12 protein-coding genes are annotated in these 21,066 nt (G+C 66.3%); 9 read left to right on the forward strand and 3 right to left on the reverse strand.

Going from position 1 to position 21,066, the window contains the following annotated elements; genetic code table 11:
• Positions 1-97: 97 nt before the first annotated feature.
• Positions 98-1,732: a carboxylesterase/lipase family protein gene (locus TPR58_RS07625; protein ID WP_346246024.1), complete on the reverse strand. Its 1,635-nt coding sequence runs from the start codon at positions 1,730-1,732 to the stop codon at positions 98-100.
• A gap of 422 nt (positions 1,733-2,154) precedes the next feature.
• On the opposite strand from TPR58_RS07625, the gene TPR58_RS07630 reads away from it, so the two are divergent.
• From TPR58_RS07630 to TPR58_RS07645, 4 genes are all read left to right on the forward strand, one after another.
• The gene (locus tag TPR58_RS07630) at positions 2,155-5,130 is read left to right on the forward strand and encodes a TonB-dependent receptor plug domain-containing protein (RefSeq protein ID WP_346246025.1); all 2,976 of its coding nucleotides are present in this window, start codon (positions 2,155-2,157) and stop codon (positions 5,128-5,130) included.
• A 67-nt stretch (positions 5,131-5,197) separates the two neighbouring features.
• Complete coding sequence (locus tag TPR58_RS07635; protein ID WP_346246026.1) at positions 5,198-6,772, forward strand: carboxylesterase/lipase family protein; 1,575 nt, start codon at positions 5,198-5,200, stop codon at positions 6,770-6,772.
• A gap of 2 nt (positions 6,773-6,774) precedes the next feature.
• The gene (locus tag TPR58_RS07640; protein ID WP_346246027.1) at positions 6,775-7,791 is read left to right on the forward strand and encodes a creatininase family protein; all 1,017 of its coding nucleotides are present in this window, start codon (positions 6,775-6,777) and stop codon (positions 7,789-7,791) included.
• A gap of 98 nt (positions 7,792-7,889) precedes the next feature.
• The gene (locus tag TPR58_RS07645; protein ID WP_346246028.1) at positions 7,890-9,311 is read left to right on the forward strand and encodes a neutral/alkaline non-lysosomal ceramidase N-terminal domain-containing protein; all 1,422 of its coding nucleotides are present in this window, start codon (positions 7,890-7,892) and stop codon (positions 9,309-9,311) included.
• A 124-nt stretch (positions 9,312-9,435) separates the two neighbouring features.
• Here the strand turns inward: TPR58_RS07645 and TPR58_RS07650 are convergent, their stop codons facing one another.
• Positions 9,436-10,941, reverse strand: a complete 1,506-nt coding sequence (locus TPR58_RS07650; RefSeq protein ID WP_346246029.1) for a S10 family serine carboxypeptidase-like protein — start codon at positions 10,939-10,941, stop codon at positions 9,436-9,438.
• A gap of 15 nt (positions 10,942-10,956) precedes the next feature.
• Positions 10,957-12,192, reverse strand: coding sequence for an aminotransferase class V-fold PLP-dependent enzyme (locus tag TPR58_RS07655; protein WP_346246030.1), 1,236 nt, complete (start codon positions 12,190-12,192; stop codon positions 10,957-10,959).
• 167 nt (positions 12,193-12,359) lie between these two features.
• Between TPR58_RS07655 and TPR58_RS07660 the strand changes: the two genes are divergently transcribed.
• From TPR58_RS07660 to TPR58_RS07680, 5 genes are all read left to right on the forward strand, one after another.
• A complete protein-coding gene (locus tag TPR58_RS07660) occupies positions 12,360-13,775 on the forward strand; it encodes a S10 family serine carboxypeptidase-like protein (protein ID WP_346246031.1) in 1,416 nt (471 codons plus the stop codon).
• A 203-nt stretch (positions 13,776-13,978) separates the two neighbouring features.
• The gene (locus TPR58_RS07665) at positions 13,979-16,987 is read left to right on the forward strand and encodes a TonB-dependent receptor domain-containing protein (protein WP_346246032.1); all 3,009 of its coding nucleotides are present in this window, start codon (positions 13,979-13,981) and stop codon (positions 16,985-16,987) included.
• Positions 16,988-17,057: 70 nt separating this feature from the next.
• Positions 17,058-18,269 (forward strand): pyridoxal phosphate-dependent aminotransferase, encoded by a 1,212-nt coding sequence (locus TPR58_RS07670; RefSeq protein ID WP_346246033.1) that lies wholly within the window; start codon positions 17,058-17,060, stop codon positions 18,267-18,269.
• Positions 18,269-19,729 carry a S10 family serine carboxypeptidase-like protein gene (locus TPR58_RS07675; protein ID WP_346246034.1) on the forward strand — a complete coding sequence of 487 codons (1,461 nt, stop codon included), beginning with the start codon at positions 18,269-18,271 and terminating at the stop codon, positions 19,727-19,729. Before TPR58_RS07670 ends, TPR58_RS07675 begins: the two co-directional genes overlap by 1 nt.
• Positions 19,726-21,030 (forward strand): APC family permease, encoded by a 1,305-nt coding sequence (locus TPR58_RS07680; protein ID WP_346246035.1) that lies wholly within the window; start codon positions 19,726-19,728, stop codon positions 21,028-21,030. The genes TPR58_RS07675 and TPR58_RS07680 overlap by 4 nt, the downstream gene beginning before the upstream one ends.
• Positions 21,031-21,066: the final 36 nt, after the last annotated feature.

Consider the following 21,066-nt stretch of genomic DNA (forward strand, 5'->3'; position numbering starts at 1 on the left):
TCCGATAATTGGTAAGACCAGATACCAACGCGATTGCACTGTCAATCGGCTCCGGCATTTTGTGGGGTTTTCGCGACATCTCGCCCGGCCGCGCGCGTCAGTCGCGGATCGCGCCGCCTGGCCCGCGCGGTGTCGGCGTATCGCGGAAGAAGGCCAGTCGTCCCTCACTGGGCCACGCGCCCGGCCGGGCGGTCGTGCCCAGTTCCAGGAGCTGCGGGTCGGCAGGGTCGAACTTCGGCCAGTGGAAGGTCCGCGTGTCCGGGTTTCCGGTCTTCGCAAAGGCGATCAGCGAGTCGGTCATCTCGGCGCTGAAGGCGCGGTCGGCGGCGGTCCAGGCGCGCGTCGTGAGATAGGTGTTGAAGCTGTCGAGGGTGCCGAGCCAGAACGGTACTTCGGACGTGTGATAGGCGCCGGCCGTCGCGGGATCGAGATCGGGAAACGTCACGCCCGGGGCATAGCTGTGCGGTCGTGCGAACATGTAGCTGTAGACGGGCGAACGGCCGTTGACGGTCTGCGCGACCGCCCACATCTTCATCGACGCGACCATCGTGGCGTCGCGATCCGCCAGGCGGGCCTGGGCTCGTGCCTCCTCGTCGCTGCTCGCGGGATAGAGCGCCATGAACTGCCCGGCACGCTGTCCGTAGCGCGCCGACACGCGCTCGCGATACTCGGCAAGCGTCCTGATCGGTCCCAGTCCGCCCAGCGATTCGTCACGGGTGAAGCCGAGCAGGAGCGGCACGTCGTTCTGCTGCTTGCGCGCGAAGATCTCGTCGATCGAAGCGGGCAGCACATAGCCGTCCTGGATGGCGCCGATCGCGGGGCTGCCCGGGACGCGCGGCACGACCAGCCGGTCCGCGGGGACGAGCCGCAGGCTGCGAATGTCCTTCGCCTTCATCAGGTCGAGGAATCTGGCGCCTTCCTTCTCGCCTTCGGACAGCGGGCGCATCGCGCCGGGCCCCGAACTGCCCAGCAGCGCACCGCTCATCCCCACCGCGCGATCGAACAGGCCGCGCGCCAGCGGGCTTGCCTGGAGCGCCAGCACCGCCATCGATCCGGCCGACTGGCCGGCGATCGTCACATTATCGGGATCGCCGCCGAACCTCGCGATGTTGCGACGCACCCATTGCAGGGCCGCGATCTGATCGAGAAAGGCGTAGTTGCCGGAGGTGCCGTGCGGGGATTCTCGCGTCAGTTCCGGGTGGGAAAGGAAGCCCAGCACGCCCAGGCGATAGTTGAGGTTCACCACCACGGCGCCGCGCCGCGCCGCTTCCTCCCCGCCATAAAGCGGCATCGACCCCGAGCCGATGAAGAAGCCGCCGCCATGGATGAAGACGATCACCGGCGCCTTGCGCGCACCCGGCTTCGCCCAGACGTTCAGATAGAGACAATCCTCGCTGGTGATTTCCGCCCCGGAATATTGGTTGGTCTCGCCGGTACGCTGGGGCTGGGTGCATTGAGGGGCGAACCGGTCGGCGTGGAAGGTGCCGGACCAGGGGCGGACCGGTTGCGGATCGCGCCACCGCAGGTCGCGCACCGGCGGAGCGGCGTAGGGGATGCCCAGAAAGGCGTCGACCCCGGCGCCCGTGCGCACGCCGTCGAGGCGACCGCTGTCGATCGTGACCGCCGGCGTCGACGCTGCGCCTCGGGATGACTGGGCAGCGCCGATACCGGGCAGGGCGGCCAATGCCGCTGCGGCCAGCATGAAGCCGGTCCTGGTGCGCAGAGTCTTCATTGGTCACTCCCCTGACGGCGATCATCTTGCAGCGGGGCGAGCCGTGGATCGCCGTCTGTCCACGTCCGGGTGGTAAGACCACCGGTCCGCTGCGTGTTGATGCTCGGGTTAGCAGAGCTGCGGGCGACATGTGAATCGATAAAATAGCTGCGTGATGATCGATGGTATCGATGGGTGCGGTGCCGTTCGCGTGGCCGGACATGGTCCAATCCGCTGAACCGGCACGCGGCGTGGTATGACCAGAGCGTTGTACTGGCTAGGAACGCGTGCCGAAAGTGACGCATTTCCGCGGGTATTGGCTGATCCAGCAATAGGATTGATGGAAGTGGATCAATATTATGTGTTGGACCGATGCCAGCTTATGATGTTGGTCAAGCCAATTACCTAGATCGCCACAATGCGACTGATTTGGAAGGGGAGCGATGATCCGGCTTTTTTCGTCCTATGCGTGCTACCTGCTGGCAACCAGTGCCATCACCGTAGCAATGGTCCCTTCCGCGGCTGCGCAGGACGCGCCCGGGCAGGGCGCGCCCGCCCCCGCCGGATCGACCGTGACTGCGGCACCTGACGTTCCCCAGGACGGATCGTCGCAGGAGGTGATCGACGGCGCCAACGACATCATCGTGACCGGGTCCCGCATCGAGCGAAGCGGCTTCGTCGCGCCGACCCCGACGGTGGTGGTCAGCGCGGAGACGTTCCGGGACCGCGCAACCGTCAACGTGGCCGATGTCCTGAACGAGCTTCCCTCGTTCCGCCGCACCCAGGCGCCGGAGAGCGGCGGTATCGGCAATGTCGGCGGCAACAATGTCGATCTTCGCGGGCTGACGCCGACGCGCACGCTGGTGCTCGTGGATCGCATGCGCCTGCCCGCGGTCAACCTTCCCGGCTCGACCGTTGCCGGGGCAACCGATCTCAACCTGATCCCGTCCGCCCTGATCGCGCGTGCCGATGTGGTGACCGGCGGCGCCTCGGCCGCCTATGGGTCGGACGCCATCGCCGGCGTCGTGAACCTGCAGCTCAACACGACGCTGACCGGCGTTCGGGCCACCGCCCAGGGCGGCATGACGCAATATGGCGATGCGGGCGACGTATTCCTGGCGCTTGCCGGCGGAACGCCCTTTGCCGGCGGCCGCGGCCATGTCGTCGTCGCCGGCGAATTCAGCCAGAATGACGGAACCGGCCTGTTCAACGACGAGCGTGACTGGGGTCGGCGCAACGTCAGCACCGTCGCGCTGAGCGGCAGCCGCCCCGCCGGACTTCCCGCGAACCTGGTCACCGACGATGTGATCTTCGGGACGCTGACCACGGGCGGGCTGATCGCGCCGAACGTGGCAAGCAACCCCGCGGCGCTCCGCAACCTCCAGTTCGTCGTCGGGCCGAACGGAACCGTCACCACCGCCCCGTTCGATGCAGGGCTGTACCAGGGGCAGATCGGGACCAACATGGTCGGGGGCACGAACGTGAACCCGTATCAGGTGCTGCGCGGCCAGTCGCGGCGGTACAATTTCCTCGGTCATGTCAAATACGACATCAGCGACGGCGTCGAGATCTGGGCGCAGGGCCTGTATTCGAACGTCCGCACCCAGAATATCAGCGCCCAGATCCGCGCCGCCACGGGCGGCACGACCTCGTTCCTCAACATCGGTCGCAACAACCCCTATCTCCAGGCGGCGCTGACGCCGGAGCAGCTGGCGCTGGTCCCGGCCGGTGGTCTGACCATCGGGTATCTGGGGAATGATTTCGGCCCTCCCGTCATCACGACGACGAGCCAGACCTACAGCTTTTCCGGCGGCCTGAAGGGCGAGCTTGCCGATCGGTGGAAGTGGGACGTGAGCGTCCAATATGGCCGCAACCGCAGCCGCCAGGTCCAGAGCAACGTGGCGCTGACGGCCAATTTCCAGAACGCGATCAACGCGGTGACGCTGAACGGCCAGATCGTGTGCGCAAACGCCACGGCCCGCGCGGCGGGCTGCCAGCCGATCAATATCCTGGGTCGCGCCAGCTATACGCCCGAGGCCTATAACTATGCCTTCGGCACGACCGATGCGGTTGCCACCACCACCTTGTTCGAGGCGGCCGCCAATCTGAACGGCGAACCCTTCTCGCTGTGGGCGGGGCCGGTTTCGGTCGGCGTGGGCGTCGAATATCGCCGGGAGACCTTCGAAACCGTCGTCGACGAGCGGAGCCAGGCCGGCCTGTTCATGGCGCGCACGCCGCGCAACTTCGCCAAGGCCGGCCAGTCGGTGAAGGAAGCCTATTTCGAGACGATCGTTCCGTTGATGGCCAGCGACTCCTTTGCCGGGTCGCTCGAGTTCAACGGAGCGTTCCGCTACACCGACTATAGCGTGTCGGGAAGCGTGAACACGTGGAAGGGCGGCCTGACCTGGAAGCCGATTCCGGACGTGATGTTCCGCGGGACGCTGTCGCGCGACATCCGCGCGCCCAGCCTGCCCGAACTCTTCACCGCATCGGTCAACACCGTTCCCCGCCCGATCGTCGCGGATCCCCGCCCGGCCTTCGCATCGTCACCCGCCTATGCCTATGATGCGGTCACGGGCGGCAATGTCGGCCTGACGCCGGAAATCGGTCGCACCACCGCCTTCGGCGTGGTGCTCAACCCGCGCTTCCTGAGCCGCCTGCAGGCATCCGTCGATTTCTATCGCATCAGGATTTCGGACGCGATCGGTGCGACCGGGGCAGGCACGATCATCAGCAACTGCATCGGGACCGGCGTCGCCGACCCGTCGAGCCCCTTCTGCTCGCTGATCACCTTCGCCAACAACGACCGGACCAACGGTGCCATCCTGAGCGTGGTGTCGAACAACGCGAACTTCGCCGAGTTCAAGACCCGCGGCATCGATCTGGGTCTGTCCTATGTCCAGCCGCTCGACGAGATCTTCTCCGGCGCGAACGGCCGGCTGACCTTCAACGTGCTGGCGACGCATGTGCAGGAATACAAGTCGACCTTCGACGTCTCGCTGCTGTTCCCGGACGGCGTGAACCGCGCGGGCCAGACCGGCGCGCTGTTCGGGGGATCGGCCGGACTGCCAAGCTGGTTGGTCAATTCCACGATCGCCTATCGTGGCAGCCGGTTCGAAACCAGCGTCCAGTATCGCTGGATCAGCCGCAGCCACCAGAACAATGCCCAGATCGGCCCGGACGATCCCGATTACAGCCCGACGCTGGTCAACAGCATCAGCAACAACGTCATCCCGGCGATCGGCTATGTGAACCTCAGCGCGAGCTACAATCTGGGGACGCCGCAGAAGCGCAACGAAGTTTACTTCACGATCAACAACCTGCTGAACCAGGATCCGCCGCTGCCGGCGATCAACAACAACGCCTATTACGATCTGCTCGGCCGTTCCTTCCGGGTCGGGGTTCGCCTCGCCTTCTGATCTCCGGCGTGCATCTCGGGACCGGGCGGTAGCCACCGCCCGGTCCGCAACAGGACGGAGCAGGACGATGAAGCACTGGCTTTCCGGCCATGCGGCGGTTGCCGCGTGGATGATGCTGGCCGCCGTCACGGCGGATCCGGCATGTGCCCGTGACGAGGACGAAGCCCGGGTTCGCACGACGGCCGGTGTGGTGGCGGGTGTCTCGACCGGTTCGGGAACCGTGTTCAAGGGCATTCCCTACGCGGCCCCACCCACCGGACCGCTGCGCTGGCGCTCGCCGCAACGGGTTGCCCCCTGGTCGGGCATCCGCTCCGCCGACACGTTCGGGCCGCCCTGTGCGCAGGCGCCGCTGCGCGGCATGACCCAATTGTCCGATCTCAGTCGCGAAGACTGCCTCTACCTCAACGTCTGGACGCCCCGCCAGACCGGCGGTGCCAGGCGCCCGGTGATCGTCTGGATCCATGGCGGCGGGTTCGTGAACGGGTCCGGCACCAGCCCCACCTATGACGGCGCGAGGTTCGCGGCGGAAGGCGTGGTCGTCGTCACGATCAACTATCGGCTGGGCGTCTTCGGCTTTCTCGCACATCCCGACCTGACCGCCGAATCCCGAAACAGGTCTTCGGGCAATTTCGGCCTGGAGGACCAGATCGCCGCGCTGCGTTGGGTGCAGGCGAATATCGCGTCATTCGGCGGCGACCCGTCGAACGTCACCCTCATGGGCCAGTCCGCCGGCGGTGCCAGTGTGCTCGACCTGATGGTGTCGCCCCTTACGCGCGGGCTGTTCGTCAGGGCGATCGTCCAGAGCGGCGCGGCACGCCAGGCCATCGCCCCGGTGACGATCGCCGAGGCGGAGAAGCGCGGGGTCGCACTGGCCGGGCCGCAGGGCATCGCCGCATTGCGCGGCCTGGACAAGGCGGGGGTCCTGGCGCTTGTCGACCATGCCCCGCGCGACATCGCGCGCTTCGGGCCCGCCATCGACGGCCATGTGCTGACGCATGATCCCGCGAGCGGGTTGAAGGCTCGATCGGGCAAGCCACTTGCGCTGTTGATCGGAAGCAATTCGCGCGAGGGACTGGGCACGCCGGATGCGGCGACGCTCGGATCGGAGATTGCAAGGGCCTTCGGGCCGAACGCTGGCAAGGCTCTGCGATATTACGGCATCGCCGAGGGACGCGCCGGAACCGCCGACCCGCTGCTGGGCACGCCTGCCGAGCAATTCGCGACGGATGTCAGCTTTCGCTGCGGCGCCGTCGAGATCGCACGGATTGCGGCAGGTCTGGGCGCGCCGATCTGGCACTATCAGTTCGAACAGTTCGTCCCCGGCCGCGAGCATCTGGGCGCCGCGCATTCCGCCGAGGTCCCCTATGTGTTCGGCACGCTGTCGCCGACCGGCTTCGCGGCCGCGAACTACGGAGATGCGGACCGGCGGCTCTCGGCGCTGATGACGCGCTACTGGGCCAACTTCGCGAGGACCGGCAATCCCAATGGTGCGGGCCTGCCCGACTGGCCCGGCTTCACGAGCGCGAGACCGGACTATGTCCGTTTCTCCTCGGCCTTTCCGCAGGACGTGCAGCCCGCCTCCGATCTGCGCGGCGACCTGTGCCGCCTGCTGCCGGACACGTCGCAACCAGGGAGGAAATGAGCATGAGGATGATATCGTCGGGTCGAACGGCACTGCTGGCATTGGCCGGGCTGTGCATCGCGCTTGCGTCGCCGCTCGCCACGAACACCGCGTCCGCACAGGCGGGCACCGACAAGCCCGTTGCCAAGATGCGGACGCGCCTGCTCACGAGCCTCACCGGCTACGAGGTCGCCGAATATCTGAAGCGCAACGACACCATCTTCGTCCCGGTCGGCCCCACCGAGGTCAATGGCGGCAACCCGACCGACGTCGAATATGTCATTCCGCTCGCCTATGCGATGAAGCTCGCCGAGAAGTCCGACGGACTTGTCCTGCCCTATCTTGCCTATTTCTATCCGGGCGGCACGACGACCAGCCCGGCGACGGTCTATGTCTCGACGTCGGAAAGCCTGCCCTATCTGAAGGCATTGACCCGCTCGCTGATCCGCCAGGGATTCCGCCGCATCGTGTTCCTGACCGCGCACGGTCCGTCGGGCAATACGATGCTGCCGCTGGTGCGCGAGACCTATGACGAACTGCACGTCCCGGTCCTGTGGATGTCGACCAGCCTGGTCGGGCCGCCCGGATCGGGATCGCGGTCGCCGATGGCCCCGCCGGCGCAGGCGATGGGCGGGCAGGGGGCCGCCCCACCCGCTGCGGATGCCGGACCCGGCAATTTCAGGTTGCTCGCCTATGGCGCCTATCAGATCGCCGGTCGCCTGGACGACATGCCGATCGGGCTGAGCCAGCCGAAGCACGAGTTCAGGAAGGATCCCAGCGGCCTGTCGCGTTTCGTGCCGCCCTATAACGGGACGCCCGCCGGCAGCTTCTATGCTGACCCGTCCGAACATGGCGGCTGGGTCACTCCGGTCACCGAGGCGCAGCGCGCAGAATGGGGGCGCCAGGGTGCCGACTATATCGCGGCGCAGGTCGCCGCATTCGACGTGAACGGCGCGCTCGAAGCGCTGCGCCAGCGCGACGCATTCACCCGCGAGCTCGAGAAGAAATATGGCGACCTGTTGCCGGGCGCGCGCAGATAAAGGGGGAGCGCGGGCGGTTCATGCCGCCCGCGCAACGCCCTGCCTGTCGGATCCTTCGCTGGCGGCTCCGGCGCATCTATCTGATCAAAGGACTGAAAATGGCATCGTCACGCATCGTAATGACGGCGGCGCTGGCGCTGTCGTCGCTCGTTCCGGCTGCGCATGCCCAGGGCGACAGGGTAACCGCCGGGGCCGCGAAGGTCGACATCACCCCTGCCGCATCTTCGCTCGGGCCGGGCGATGTGCTGCGCGACCGCCTGTTCGTGCGGGCCATCGTCATCGCGAGCGGAACGAGCTGCGCCGTGCTGGTCGGCGTCGATGCGGTCGGGATCGGCGACGAGATCGCCCAGGGCGCAATTCGGCGCGCGTCGAAGGCGACCGGATGCGATGCGGGGAATTTCGTGGTGTCCGCGACCCATACGCACAGCAGCAGCGCCGGGCCGATGCGGTCGTCCAGGCCGGATGCGGCGCTACTGACGGAGTCGATCGTCAAGGCGGTGACCGACGCCCGGGCCGCGCTGCGTCCCGCCCGGATCGGATATGGCACGACCCGGATCGATCTGAACGTCAATCGCGACCTGTTCGAGAAGGGGCGCTGGGTGCAGGGCCCCAATCCGGCGGGCGTTTCGGACAAGACACTGTCGGTGCTGGAGATCCTGGGCGCCGACGACCTGCCGATCGGCGTCTATCTCAACTATGCGATGCACCCGATCCACTTCAACATGGCGGGCGTGGTGAGCGGCGACTTCGCCGGCGAGGCGTCGCGCTATATCGAGCGCCGCTATGGCCCGGCGACCGTTGCGATCTTCGCGCAGGGCGCATCGGGGGACCAGAATCCCCGCCTGATGCGGCCGATGAACAAGTTGAGCCGGACGCGGACGGGGTCGCCAGACGCCGATGACATGCGACTGACCGCACCGCGCCCGTGGCAGCCGGGCGCAGAGGGTGCCGACGTGATGCGCCGCCGCTTCGCCGCGCTGGGCGCGCCCGTCCCGGCCGACCGAAACACCGCCTACCGGACCGCCGTCGACGAGGTGGGCGAGCTGGTTTCGGCGACCGGAACCATCCTCGGCGAAACCGCCATCGACCTCATGCGCTACCGGATTTCGTCGCGGCGGGACCGCGCGGTCATCCGCGGGGCATCGACGCTGGTCCGGTGTCCGGGCCGCGACCGGCAGGATCGCGACGACCCGGTCCGGGAAGGCGCGTTGCCGCCCTATGCCGATGGCGCCCCCGTCGAGATCCGGGTCGGCATGCTGCGGATCGGCGACGTCTACATCAGCACGGTCAACGGCGAGGTCTATAGCGAGATCGCGCTCCGCCTGAAGCGGGAGGCGCCGGTCGCGAACCTGATGATGACCAGCCTCGCCAATGGCTGGTCGAACTCGGGCTATATCTATTCGAACGCGGCGAGCCCCTATCTGACCTTCCAGGTCATCGGCTCGCGCCTGAAGCCGGGCTGCGCCGAGGACGGGATCGTCGAGGCGAGCCTGACGATGATCGCCGCCGCCGGGACGTGACGTGCAGCAGTGCACCGGAAGAATGCCTTCAATATCGGTTTTCATCCGGGAAGCGCGGCAGTTTGATACCCGATCCTGGCGGGCGCCATGTCCGCGCGCAACTCGGACGATCTGGTCCGGACGACTAATGAGAGACCGAGACGTCGCGTACGAACTTGTGCAGCTCCTCGCTGAGCTTGGCGAGTTCACCCTCGTCCTCGAACACCGAGTGCCCGGCGGTGTAGCGTCCGTAGGTGGTGCGTTCAGCTGGGATGCCTGCCTGTTCCAGCGCGAACTGTCCCGCGTATAACGGCGTAGTGATGTCGTAATAGGCCCCGCCGGCGAACAGCTTCATCGTCGCCTTGGCATCCATCGCCGTCTTCAAATAAGGTGCGAACGACATGGCGCGATAGCTGCCGCCATAATCCTTGTCCCAGTTCCACTTGAAGTTGATGCCGAGGTTGAGGCTGCGATAGGCGCTGGGCAGGGCATAGCCGAGTTCGTCTCTCAGATAGGCCTCGATCGCGGCGCTCGAGCCGGAGCCGAGGGACATCGACGGGTCGTCGAACGGCGGACGCAACCGGGAGTCGGCGATTGCCCGGGTCGCGCGCGCATCGAGCTGTCCGGTACGCAGTCCCTTCCCGCCAAGCAGACCGAGCATGAAGTCATATTTCCCGAGCCGCAGATTCTCGGCCTCGATCGTCGCGGCGGGGATGCCGATCAGCTCGGCCATACGCCCGGCGATGCGGCGGCGTTCGGCGGCGGGGAGACTTGGACCGCGCATCAGGGCGGAGGCATAGTCGGTCTGCGCAAATGCCAGTGCTTCGGCATAATGCTGCGCTACGCTGCGACCTTTCCGGTCGATTGCCTGATGATACCAGGCAACGGCGGCATAGGTCGGGAAGGTGGTCACTTCCGACAGGACCGGGCCATCGCTGTCTCCCAGCGAGAGCGACAGCAGAACAACCCCGTCGGGCAGCGGCTTCCCGGCCTTGGCGTCCTCATTGAGGATCGCAACGGCGCGCGCAGTGCCATAGCTCTCGCCCACCAGGATCCGCGGGGAGCCGATCCGGCCGTTCGCCCGCACCCAGGCGTCGATCATCAGCGAGACGCCGCGGGCATCCCCGCCGACGCCCCAATAGCCGGACGCATCCTTCCCCTTGATCGGCATGCTCGCGCCGGTGCCGACCGGATCGATGAACACCAGGTCGGCGACATCGAGCAGGCTGAAGCGATTATCCTCCAGGCGCAACGCGTCACCTTTGCCGACCAGTCGACGCGGGCCCAGTGCCTGCATGTGCAGCGGTGAGGACGAGGCGCCCGGGCCGCCGTTGAACACGAACAGGATCGGTCGTCTGGCGGGATCTCGCTGCCCTTGCGCGACATAGGCGTAGCTGACGCCCACCGCGACCGGGGCGCCGTCCGGCCCGGGCATCGGCAGCTCGGAAACGATCGCCTGATAGGGTATCGGCTTGCCGCCAATGCGGACACTGTGCCGGGTGGTGACGATGCGGCTCGTCGCGGTGTCGCGCTCGACCATCGGCTCCATCGCCCGCAGGAAGGCGGGTGACATCGGCGCCTCGCCATCCTGGGCCTGGGCAGGCAGCGGCAAAAGGGCGAGGGGGAGGCCGAAAAGCGCGAGCAGACGCATCATGTGTCCTTCGGATCAGGCAGGCGGCAATGCCGCGATCAGGCGATCGATATCGGCCGCGTCGTTGAACACCGACGGGCAGACACGGAAGCGGTTGCGCGAGAGGGTGATCTGGACCTTCGCGGCCTTCAGCGGGTCTGCGAGCCTGGCATAGGCGCCTTCGAGCGCGCAGGTCACCAAGGGGGTTCGGCTGCCCTCGGGCGTGACGATGGCATACCCCTTGCCGGCCAGGCCCTGGCGGAGCCGGGCGAGCAAGGGCTGGCGATGCTCGGTCATCCGCGCGACGCCGAGCTTGAGCAGATAATCGAGCGACCAGTCGAGCTGGGCAAGCACCGCGTGCGAGCGCGTACCGCCGGCGAACAGCCCCTCCATGTCATTGCGCGGCTTGGTATCCGCGATCGTCGTCCCGGGAGCGTCGAAAGGATAGACGTGGGGGGTGAAGCCGGCGAGTTGATAATAGCCGAAGCGAGTGCGCTTCAGCCTATCGCGCAGATCGGCGCGGACATACAGGAAGCCCAGTCCGAAATCGCCCATCAGCCATTTGTAGCTGGCGGTGGCGGCAAAATCGACGCCGCTCACCCGGACGTCGATCGGGATGGTGCCGGCGGCATGGATGATATCGGCATAGACCAAAGCCCCGCGCGCATGGGCGATCTCGCACACTCGTGCCAGATCATGCTCGAAGCCATTATAGGTCGAGACCAGCGAGAGCGAGACCAGTCGCGTCCCCGGGGTGATCGCCTTTTCGAAAGCCTCGACGGCGATCCTGCCGCCTTCGGGGCGCAGCCAGGCGAGGTCCATGCCGCGTTTTGCCAGTTCCTCATACAGATAGAAGGAGCCGAAGAAGTGCAGCGTGTCGGTGACGATCCGGCCGCCAGCGCGCGGCAGGTCCAGCGCCTCGATCACCAGTTGCTCGCCGGCGGTCGTGCTCTGGACGAAGGCGAGTTCCTCGGGCGCGGCGTTGATCAGGCGCGCGAAATTGGCCTTTACCCGGGCCTCGACGTCGTCGGTCGGATAGTGGTCATCCATGCTGGTGCGCTGGTCGAGATAGCGCTGCACCGCCGCTCGCGCGCCAAGCGGGATCGGATGCATCGTCCCGGAATCGAGATAGGTTCCCGCCATCGGGGCGAAGGCGGCCTTGTCGGGCAGCGTCGCGCGGACCTCCAGTCGTGCCGCCTGCGCGGCGACCGGCATCGCGCCTGCGCCGGCCAGCACGCCGCGCCGCGTCATCCCCTTGCCCCGTGACGTCATCCGACCTCCTGCATCGATAACAAGCTTAGCGCGGCGTCGACGAATAGGTCTCGCCATTTTACGGGTCGTTCGGCGGCCCGGTTGGTCAGAGCCTGTGGCTTGCAGCGAGGGATTGCGCATAAAAATGCCGGGAGTGCCTCTGTATCCTGGGTGGCAGGGAGAATGACATGCTGCGATTGGCCATAAGCTGTGCCCTGCTGATCGGGTTTGCTCCGGCGTCTCAGGCGGCCGGCGTCTGCGCCTCCGGCGCAAGCGAGACGCGGCATAGTGCGTCGATCGGTGGCAAGCATCTCGAATACGTCGCCTGCGCGGGCACGCTGCCGGTGCGCAGCCTCAAGGGTACGACGGGACGAATCTTCTACACTGCCTATATCGTTCCGACGAAGAGGACGCGGCCCCTGAGCTTCATATGGAATGGCGGGCCCGGCGCAGATTCGCGGCTGCTCCATTTCCATGCGCTTGGCCCGCGCGTCTTCAGAGGCGGCACGCTCGCCGATAATAGGGTCAGCCCGCTCGGTACCAGCGATCTTGTCTTCGTCGATCCGGTCGGGACCGGTTTCAGCACCGCCCACAGGCCGGAACAGGCGGCTGATTTCTATGGCACCAATGCCGACATCGCGTCGGTGGCAGGGTTTGTCGGCGATTTCCGCAGGACGTACCGGCGCCGCGATGCGCCGCTCTATCTTGTCGGAGAGAGTTTCGGGACGTGGCGTGCGGCCGGCGTGGCAGAGGTGCTGATCGATCGCGGGACCAAAGTCGCGGGCATCGCGCTGATCTCCGGCGGGATTCCGCTCGGCGACCTGCCGGACAGAAACCGGATCCGCGCACTCTCGCTCGACAGCCGAGTCGCGACCGCGCACGCGCTGGGTCGTCTCGCGCCCGAGCTTCAGGCCGATCGCGAGCGGACGCTGGCCGAGGTTCGGGCATGGGGGTTGCGAGATTATGCGCCTGCACTCGCCGATCCCGACGCGCTCACACCCGAGCGTCGCACGGCGGTGATCGCTGCGCTCGCGCAATATCAGGGCCTGCCGGTTTCGGCCATCGACATCCCGACCCTTTGGGTATCGCCCCGTCAGTTCCGCACCGGATTGCTCGCGGCCGAGGGAAAAACGCTCGGTATCTTCGACATGCGCACGACCGGGGGCAGCGGCGACGACACAGCGGAGGCCCGCCTCGTCATCGACTATTACCGGGCAAGCCTGCGCTATCGCCACGGGACCTATGCGGGCATCGACGGTCCGCAAAGCGATGCTGGCGGCACATGGCAGTATGACCAGTCGCCCATCACCAAGGACACACTCGCACGAGCGATGGCGGGGGAGGGGCCGCCGAGCCCTTCGCAACCCTGGACGCTTCGGGCGATGGAGAAGGCCGCCGGTCTGCGCACCTGGGTTGCCGCCGGCCGCTACGACTCGCTCAATAGTTGCGCGGGCAACGAGGCGACCGTGGCAGCATTGCCGGGATCGGTGGCCGCGCGTTTCGTGCTGCGCTGCTATGAGGGTGGTCACATGATGTATGAGGATCCGCGCGAAACCGATCGGTTCGGCCGCGAGCTTTCTACATTTCTCGCTGGCGGCGCATAAAAATTCCGCACTCTAGCTAAAATGCGACATCTTCGTTGCAGGAAGCCGGTCTCGTTTCGCGCGAACGCAACACTATTTCCGTGGTCGCCGCTACCTTGGTTGCCGATGGAAGGGCCGCGCACAAGCCGGCCGCCTCAGGGACGAGCACGGGGAGCACCAAGGCTATGATCATTCGTACCCACGCGACACGCATTCGAAGGCTTATGGCGTCGACTGCGCTGGTCGCATCGATCTGTGCCTCTTCGGCCTATGCGCAGAGCGTTCCGGCCGAGACGGACGAGCCTGGAGCCGCAGAGACGATCGTGGTGACCGGCTCCCGCATCCGCCGCGCCGCCAATTCCGATGCCGCGCCGGTTGTCGAGGTTTCGCAGCAGGCGATCGTCGACCGCGGCTATGTCAGTGTCGCGGACGCGCTCAACGACCTGACCTCGAACGTGCCGGTTCTCAATCAGGCCGACGGGTCGGGCGATCCCAGCGGCTCGGGCATCCAGTCCCCGAATCTGTTCGGGCTTGGGGTCGGTCGCACGCTCACGCTCGTCAACGGGCGCCGCATGGTGACCAGCAGCTCTGGCATCGGTGCGCCGGGGGGCGTGGGCGATGCTCAGGTCGATTCGAATATCGTCCCGCTCGGCCTGCTCGAGCGCGTCGAGGTGTACCAGGGCGGCGGCGCCGCGGTATACGGCTCGGATGCGATCGCAGGCGTGGTCAACTATATCCTCAAGAAGGATTTCACCGGGCTCCAGCTCGACGCGCAGACCGGCATTTCGGATCGTGGCGACTACGCCACCTATGCCCTGCGCGGCACCGCCGGCACCAGCTTCGGTGGCGGCCGTGGCAATGTGGCGGTGGACGTGGGCTGGTCGAAGACGCCCACGCTGACGTTCGCGGCGCGTCCGCTGTCCAATCTGGGCCGCCTGACCGTTTCGAATCCGGCCGATACCGGCCCGAGCGACGGGATCCCGGCGCTGCGCGAAATCTTCAATGCCAGCTTCTGGCCGTTCAACGGCAATGGCGTGATCTTCACCGCGCCCGCGCCGCCGCCCAATTTCCTGTTGCGCAACGGCACCGGCAGCGCGCTGCAGTTCGGCGCCGACGGCAGGGTCGTTCCGTACAATACCGGCGCGATCCAGGGCATACCCTTCGCCTCTGGCGGCGACGGATTCCCCTATCAGGAGCTTGCAGGACTGCGCACCGGTGTCGAGCGCTTCACCGCGAATGCGGTGGCGAGCTACGAGCTGACCGACGGCATCAACCTCTCGGCCGAACTCCTCTATGCGAAGACCAAGGGGCGGGAGATCCCCCAGGGCAACAGCCGCACCGTGCTCAATCCGGGCAGCTATGCCGGGCCGATCGCGTTCACGATCAACAACGCCTTTCTCAGCGATGCGGCCAAGTCGGCTCTGGTCGCGGCACGGCCCAGCTTCGCCGCCGGCGCGCCGCTCTTCCTCTCGAAATATTTCTACGATCTCGTTCCCGACCCGGTGCAGACCTACGCGACCGACACATGGCGCGGAGCGCTGACGCTTGACGGCGATTTCGATGTCGGCAGCCGCAATTTCTACTGGTCGCTGTCCGGCAGCTATGCCCGCGTCGAAGGCCGGCAGCGCAGCTGGGAAGTGATCAACAGCCGCTATAACAACGCCATCAACTCGGTGCTGTCGGGCGGTCGCGCGGTCTGTGCGATCAACGCCGATGCAACCACGGCCAATGACGACGCCAGCTGTGCACCGATCAACCCGTTCGGACGCGGAACGGTCAGCAGCGAGGCGCGCAATTATGTGAGCACCCGCGCCGGGCTCGACTGGAGCAACGAGCAGATCGACCTCCTCGCGACGCTGGGCGGTACGCTGTTCACGCTTCCGATGGGCGAAGTCCAGTTCGGTGCTGCCTATGAACATCGCAACGAGACGGCGTCCTTCAATCCGCTGCAGGCCAATCTCGACGGCGTTTTCGGGGACGGATCGCGGCAGGTCGCCCAATCAGGAAGCTACAATACCGACGAGGTGTCGGCCGAGCTGATCGTCCCGCTGGTCGGGCGCGATTTCACCCTGCCGCTGGTCAAGGCGCTCGAGTTCAAGGGGGCGTTTCGACTCGTCGACAACTCGATCGCCGGCAGCGAGAATGTCTGGGATGCCGGACTGCGCTGGGAAGTGTTCGAGGGGCTGACGCTGCGCGGTTCGCGTAGCCGCAACTTCCGCGCGCCAACGCTGACACAGTTGCTCGCACCGAGCAGCAGCACGCTGGAAAGCGCCGGCTTTGATCCGTGCGACGCAGATCGTATCAACGCCGGCCCCAATCCGGCGGCGCGACGCGCGAATTGCTTGGCGCTGTTCACCGCCAACGCCGGCTATGGTGTCGATCCCGACGGCACTGGCGCCGGGTTGAGCGCGGCGCAGCGGCTGGCGCGTTTTCAGAGCCCGGCGGAGAATTTCAACCGCACCACGGTGGTCAGCGGCGGCAATCCGAATCTGCGCAACGAAATCTCGGATACGCTGACGTTCGGCGTGGTGTTTCAGCCGCGCTTCGTTCCCGGCCTGACGCTCAGCGCCGACCGTATCCAGATCGACCTGAAGGATGGGCTGTCGCCGTTCACCACCGAGGATTTCGCCGCAGCGTGCTTCGACGAGCCGACCCGGAATGCGGCGGTGTGCAACGCCTTCACCCGCCTGGCTGCCCCCGACGCCACCAGTATCGGTGGGACGATCGTGACCGGCACCACGACCACGTTCAATGCGGGCGTGATCAAGTATCGCGGCGAAACCTATACGATCGACTACAGCTTTGCGCTCGGGGATGTGTTCGGCGGGGATATCGGACGCCTGCGGCTGACCGCGACCGCGACCCACAATGCGCTGCTGACCCGTTCGGTCACGGGCACCACCTTTATCCGCGAGGACGATACCTATCTCAGCCCGGAATGGGTGGGACGGTTCAACCTTGCCTATGACAACGGCCCGTTGCGGCTGACCTATCAGGCCGACTATCTCGGCCGGACCCGCGCCCGCTACGATGCGACGATCGAGACCAACCCGAACCCGATCCTCGCCACGAACATCGTCCACAGCGTCTCTGCTCTGTACGATATGGGCAAGTTCGCGATCCGGGCGGGCATCGACAACCTGACCGACAAGGAACCGTCCTACCCCCAGATCGCCTATGGCGACATTCTGGGCCGGCGCTTCTTCGTCGGCGCGACGATCAAGCTGAAATGATGCGGCTTCCCGCCCGGCCCCGTGCCGGGCGGCACCGCCTGTTCCTGGCTTCGAATGGGAAAAGGATGCAATGACCCGGCCGGAGTCCTCCGATTTCGTACTGACAGCGTTGGCGAGCGAGGCGGAGCCTGGCACCCCGGCGTCGGGATCCTATTCGCAGTGGATCCGCAAGATGATCCGCGCGGTGCGGTCCGAGCGAACGCTGCTGGTAAGCCTCTTCGACAGCTCGGTGCCCGAACCGTTCGAACTGCTGCGCCAGATCGTGCTCGACGGCTTTTCCGAGCCCACTACCTCGCGCTACACCAGTGCGTTCAACGGCAACCCCTATGTCGTTCAGCAACTTGCGCGGCGTTACGGCGTAAGCGACGATCAGATTCTGTCCACCACCGGCGCGACCGGTGCGCTGTCGCTGATCTACCGTGCGCTGGCCGGCCCGGGGGATCATGTGCTGGTCGAGGCCCCCGGTTTCGATCTCTTCCACACGATCGCGCATACTCACGGATTGAGCGTCGACGGTTTCGAGCGGCGTGGCGATAAATTTACGATCGATCCGGACGAGATTGCGGCGAAGATCGGGCCCCGGACGAGACTGATCGTGCTGTCCAACCTCCACAATCCGTCCGGCATGGCGCTCGACCCCGGGACGCTCGCCGCGGTTGCACGGCTCGCCAAGGCTCGCGGCATCCATGTCATCGTCGACGAAGTCTATGCAGATTATGTCGATCCGGAACGTCGGCCCAGCCCGGGGGTGACGCTGTCGCCTGCGGTGATCAGCGTGAACAGCCTGACCAAATCCTACGGCCTGAGCACGTTGCGATGCGGCTGGATCGTTGCAGAGGACGCAACGATGAGGCGGATCCGGGCGCTTGCCGAGGAAACCGAGTTCGGCATCTCCAATCTCGCCCACGCCGTGGCGGCGCTGGTGCTCGAACGACCGGCTCCGTTCGACAGCTATCGCGACGAGATCCTGCGCAAGGCAAGGCCGATCATCGAGAGCTATCACGCGCACTGGCAAGGCGAGGGGCTGGTATCGGGTACGCTGCCGCAGTTCGGCTGTATCGCGTTTCCCCGGCTGTGCGGGATCGACGACACGATCGGCTTTTCCGAATGGCTGGCCGATCGCTGTGGCGTCATCGTTGCGCCGGCTGAGTATTTCGGATCGGCCGGGCATGTCCGGATCGGGTTCGCCCGCGCACCGGCGGATGTGGATTACGGGTTGCAGGCGCTGACCGACGGGTTGATCCATTACCGCGATCTCCAGGCAGGCAAGAGAGGCGGATGATGCGAGCGAGAGCAGCGCGCTGGCTGGCGGTGTGTCTGATGGCGATGGTCGTGCCCGCCGCGGCGCAGGAGGCGCCCGGGATCGAGGGACGGTCGGAACAGCATTTGACGATTGGCGGCAAACGCGTTGCCTATCGCGCGGAGGCCGGGCTGTTCCCCGTGGCGAGCAAGCCGGGCCGCCCTGACGCGACGGCGGGATATATCGCCTATGTTCGCCACGGCGTCGATGCGCGGCGCCCGGTGCTGTTCATCTTCAACGGCGGGCCCGGGGCGGCATCGGCCTATCTGCAAATGGGCGCACTGGGGCCGGTGCGTGCGCAGGTGCCGCAGGTTCCCGCTGCTCCGCTGCCCGCAGCGGCGCCGGTGGTTGCCAATGACCAGTCGCTGCTCGACATCGCGGACCTAGTCTTCCTCGATCCGCCGGGGACAGGGTTCTCGTCGATTGCTACGGGTGCAGACAGGAACTTCTACCAGTCGGTCCAGGGCGATGCCGATGCGGCAGCGCAACTCGTGCGCGCCTGGCTGGCGGCGAACGGGCGAACCGGCTCGCCGCTGTTTATCCTCGGCGAGAGCTATGGCACGATCCGCGCCGCGGCGATGGTCGACGCGCTACGCGCGCAGGATCCGGCACTGGCGGTACGCGGCGTGCTGCTGTTCGGTCAGGCGCTCAACATGATCGAGACATCCCAGCGGCCCGACAATGTCGTGACCTATCCGGTCGCGCTCCCCACGCTCGCGGCGCTGGCCTGCTATCATCGCAAGCGTCCCATGCCGTGCGACCCCGCTGCGAGTGCGGCCGAGGCCACGGAATATGGTCCGACCTATCTCGCCGCCTTGTATCGTGCCCGCGCATTGCCCGACGGGGAGCGCCGTCGCGTGGCGGAGAAGCTGGAGAATCTGACAGGCATTCCAGGCGCCTTCTATCTCGCCAACGATTTGCGCATCTCGAAAGAGCGGTTTCGCGTCGAACTGTTACGCCAAGAGGGAAGGGTACTCGGACGCTATGATGCGCGCTACACCGCGCCTCGCGCCGCCGATGCCGGGCCGGTGGTCGGCTCCGACGCGTTCTCGGCAGTTTCCGATCTCTACGGAAAGGCGGTCATCGATCAGCTTCGCCGGATCGGCGTCGAGGCGCCGGAGCGCTACAAGGTGATCGCGCGGTTCTCCGGTGACTGGGCCTATGGCGCGGGGGATTCGCCGTTCAACGACTGGCCGTTCATGGCGAAGCTCGAAGCGGCGATGGCTGCCGAGCCGAAGCTGAGGCTGTTCGTCGGCAGCGGGATGTACGACCTGACCACCACGATCGGCGCCGCGGACTATCTGTTCGCCCAATCGACGCTCGCGCCGGATCGGTTCGTCAATCATCGCTATCCCGCCGGGCATGTCGCCTATTCGGACGACACCAGTTGGCGCAGTTTCGTCGGTGACATTCGCGCTTTTGTGCTTGAGGGCAGCAAGTGATCGACAAGCCCGCGCTCGCCAAGGGCATCGACCTGTGGGGCGTGGTCGCGCTGGGCCTGGGCACGGCTGTCGGCGTATCGATCTTCTCCGCGATCGCGCCAGCTACGGCGATTGCAGGGCCGGCGATGCTGGTCTCGGTCCTGGTCGCTGCGCTGCCGATGTACCTGATCGCGGTCAGCTACGCCTTTCTCGGTTCGGCGCTGCCCGTGTCGGGCGCGTCTTTCGCCTGGCCTGCCCGGTTCCTGCATCCTGCTGTCGGCTTCTTCATCGCTTGGGCGCGGATCGTCGCCAATATGGGCGCGATGGTCGTGCTGGCGCTGGTTCTGGTCCGCTATGCCTCGATGGTCGTCCCGCTGCCGGTGAAGCCGACGATGTTCGCGGTGCTGCTGCTGGCACTGCTCGCCAACTGGTTCGGCGTACACATCGCCGCCACGGTCCAGAAATGGCTGCTGGGGGCGATGTTGCTGCTGTTTGCCGTGTTCGTCGCCTGGGGCGGGACGACTGCGGTCGATGTCGCCCGGCTCTCGCCGATCTTCCCCACCGGCGCGCACGGCATGATCGCGGCCATTCCGCTGCTGATGGGACTGTTCTTCGGGATCGAGGCCGCGACTGAGGCGGGTGCCGAGGTCGCCGACAGCCGGCGGGCGATCCCTTTGGGTATCGCCCTGTCGATCGGATCGGCGACATTGCTCTATCTGGCGGTGGGTTTCGTCGCGCTCGGTGTCATCGGCGCGCCGGCGCTGGGGGCAAGCGAGGCGCCGATCCTCGACGCTGCCAAGGCGTTCATGGGGCCGCTGGCGACGCCGCTGGCAGTGCTTGCCGCAGTGCTCTCGATCGGCAAGTCGCTCAACGCGATGTTCGCGATGTTCAGCCGCAGCCTGTTCGCGATGGGCAGCGCGGGGATGCTGCCGGCGGCGCTGGGTCGTATCCACCCGCGCTGGCAGACGCCGCATATTGCACTGCTCGCAGTCTTCGTGATCGGCTGCGCCGGACTGTTCCTGCCGATGGAGCTGACCTTCCTGTTCCTGGCGGTCAATATTCCGAACCTGTTCAAATATGCTGCAATCTGCCTGTCCGCGGCGCGGGTCGTCGAGCGACATCCCGACCTCTACGACCTGGCGGCGTTCAAGCTCGCAAAGCCGAAGATGCGCGTTCTCGCTTATGCCGGGGCGCTATGTGCGCTCGCGCTGGTCTTTGTCGGGTTCAAGGCCGATTGGCGGCCCTATGCGCTGCTCGGCGGCTGGACCCTGATCGGGGCGATCTTCCGGATGGTCCACGCCAGGGTGGCGAAGATCGCCTAGGGCGTCTGTCGATATCCCTTGGCGGCGGGGCTCTCC

The sequence above is a fragment of the Sphingomonas rustica genome (assembly GCF_039652585.1).
GTDB classification, from domain to species: Bacteria; Pseudomonadota; Alphaproteobacteria; order Sphingomonadales; family Sphingomonadaceae; genus Sphingomonas; species Sphingomonas rustica.